Origin of the sequence: Stieleria sp., from assembly GCF_041595215.1 — a bacterium.
Taxonomy (GTDB): domain Bacteria; phylum Planctomycetota; class Planctomycetia; order Pirellulales; family Pirellulaceae; genus Stieleria; species Stieleria magnilauensis.
The window spans coordinates 1-3040 of the sequence record NZ_JBFHKV010001037.1 but is presented as its reverse complement, the minus strand read 5'-3'; the positions used below and the strand labels follow the sequence as shown (position 1 = coordinate 3040).

Annotated in this window: 1 protein-coding gene; it reads right to left on the bottom strand. The window is 59.9% G+C overall.

Annotated features, from left to right (window positions below):
- Positions 1–3040, bottom strand: a 3040-nt coding sequence (locus ABX749_RS27720) for a PVC-type heme-binding CxxCH protein (RefSeq protein ID WP_372898882.1), incomplete at both ends; no start/stop codon positions are given.

The window sequence follows — 3040 nt, the reverse complement described above, 5'->3', positions numbered from 1 at the left end:
TGCGCCATCCCACGGATCGCCGTTTCACGCAGCGGCGAGTCGACTTTCAACAACCCGACCAACGTCGGCACCAGGTCGGGATCGTCGAGATCGAGCAAGGACCGCAGGGCGACTTGTCGCGATGGAAGCGGTGCGGACGGGTCGATAACTTGGGTCCGCATCGCGGCGAGTGCTTTCTGGTCACCAAACGTGACGCCCAAGGCAACGGCCTGTAACCGGACGTCATCGTTTTCGCTGGCCAACAATCGTTCGGCAACCGAACCCCATTGCGGCGGCGCGTCGACCTGTCGTCGCCCTTCCAACGACGATCGGATCGCGTTGATGTACGTCAGTTGCATCGCGGCGTCGGTGGCTTGGCCGAGACCATCGACGAGGACGGCGAGCGAGTCGTTGCCGCCTTCGCCGATTCGACGCAACATGAACTCTCGCAGCAGCGGGATTCGCTCGCCGGCTGACATCGCCAACGCGATCGCTCGCGCCGGATCAAGATCGGCCAACGGTTCGGCGGCATACCAATACATCAGCGGCAGATTGTGATCGCGGGCATCTTCGGCATGCGACGTCAATGAGTCGAGCAAGTCCCAACGTGAATCCAAGGGCAGTTTCTGTGCCGCCGAAGCGAGGTACAAACGCACGATCGGCGACGGATCGCTGTCGGCCATTGTGACGAACCGTTGCAACAACGCAGCCGAGATTTCGGCGTCCGTCGATTCCATCGCCAACTGGATCGCCCAGCCGCGTACATAGGGGCTTTGATCCGCCATCAGCTGTCGCATCAGGTCTGAGTTCAAACTTCCCGTGACATGCAGTGCCCATGCGGCCCGCAACCGACGCGTGTCGTCGTCGTGGGTTTCAGCGATCTGCCGCAGCCGCGTCAGGGCGTCGGATGCGATCGGGCGCTCCGCGGCACGCTCCTGCAAGACGCGTCGACTGTGGCGGACGTACCAATCATTCTGATGCAGCACGCATTTGGCCAACTGCAAATCCGTTGCCGTCGCAAAATCGATCGACGGTGCCGCGGACCCCACGTCGCCGTAGCTGATCTTGTAGATCCGTCCGTTGCTGCGATCATGCAGGGTGGATTCGCGGCGGTGACAGGCTTGCATGTCGTACCAGTCGATCATCCAGGCGTTGCCATCGGGTCCATAACGCAAGTTCAGGATTTGTGAGGCCTGGTCGCCGGTCAACAGAAAATCGGGACCGTGTCGTCCGACATAACCGGATCCGGCGGGCTCCAAACGATCGACGTTCAGTCGTTGCCCGTGAATGTTGTTCATCATCAACTGACCGCGATACTCGGCCGGCCAACGGTCGCCCAGATAAATCATTGCCCCCGCATGCGCGTGACCTCCGCCGGCGGAATCGGATTTGCTGTTTCCGCCGTGCGGCGTCGCGCCGAGGTAGTGCAGGTGATCGGCGATGGTGACGATGTCGCGATAGGTGTGCGAGTTGAAGTGCTGTCCGCCTTGTCGCTGATAGCGAGCGCCATCGATGATGTGGTACAGGTGCGGGATCACACAGGCCGTGATGAACGCTTGCCCGTGATCATTGAAATCCACACCCCACGGATTGCTGGTCCCATGGGCAAAGACTTCGAATTCGTGGCGTGTGGGGTGATACCGCCAAACGCCACAATTGATCGGCGTGCGTTGCTCGTCCGGTGTTCCCGGTTTGCCGACTCTTGAATGGGTAAACACACCGTGGCAACCGTACAACCAACCATCGGGCCCCCAGATAAATGCGTTGAGGGTTTCGTGGGTGTCTTGATAGCCCCATCCGTCCAACAGAATCTGTGGCTCGGCATCGGGGACGTCGTCACCGTCTTTGTCGGGAATGAACATCAGGTACGGTGCTGCGCCGACCCACACACCGCCGAAGCCGACTTCCAGTCCGCTAACCAAATTGAGTCCTTCGGCAAAAACCTTTCGGCTGTCCAACGATCCGTCGCCGTCGGTGTCTTCGAAGATCAAGATGCGGTCGCGTCCGACGTCGCCTTCGGCTCGAATCGGATATTCATAGGCTTCGGCGATCCAGACACGGCCGCGGTCATCCAGCGCCATTGCGATCGGTTGTTGGACGTCAGGTTCGGCGGCACCGACGGCGACGCGAAACCCGTCAGGGACTTGCATGGCATCGGCGGCCTGTTGGGCTTCCAACCCGGCGTGCGGATACTCGTCCGCAGTCAGCACCACCATCGCGGGAGTGGGGCGCGCGGGCGGTTTCTCGTGCAAGCGGAAATCGTCAAAATTGACGTGCCCCCAGTCGTCTTGAGATTGGTCGAACAGCCGCACGACGACCTCTTTGCCGACATGGGCTCGCAGGTCCACGATGACACGTTGCATCGTCTCGCTGTTCGTTCCGTTGCTCTGAAAGAATACGTTGCCGCTGTCTTTGCGGAGCAATTCTACTCTCGTCGATTCGTGGTCGCCTCCGTTGGACAAAAATGACGCGTAGGGGTGAGAGACGACAAACGGTGCGGAGGTCAATGTTCCCTGTGGCTCGTCCCCAAATTTTTCGTAGCCGCCGATCCAGTATTGGCCGTCATGATTGCTCTGCATGTCTTTGCGACGTGCATTGACGGTGTCTCCCTTGACCGGTTGGCCTTCGAACGCATCACCGGTGGCGGTCCAATCGTCCAGCGTTCCGGTTTCAAACCCCAGATTGAGCACACGTCCGTTGATGTCTTGGGGACGAATCCCGACGTTTGCCGCTTCGTTTGCGGCCACGGCGTTGCGCGGTGCCGGCCCGGCCACGTAGCTGCCGTCGGATTTCTTGATTCGCAGGTAGTCGAGTGCGAACATGTAGGCTTTTTTGGCGTTCGGATTGGCGCCGACGATTTTGACGCCCAGCGTGTGCTTGCTTCCTTTTAACGACAGTTTCGGAAACGACAGCACACCGGTGGTGACCACTTGGCGATCGAAAAGGTCGATGGGGTCACCCAGGGGTTGCTCGTCCAGAGACAGCTGAACGATGCCGTAGTCCACGGCACAGGTCAGCACCACATCCAAGTCAATCACTCCCGTTGCCGGTGGCACCTGGA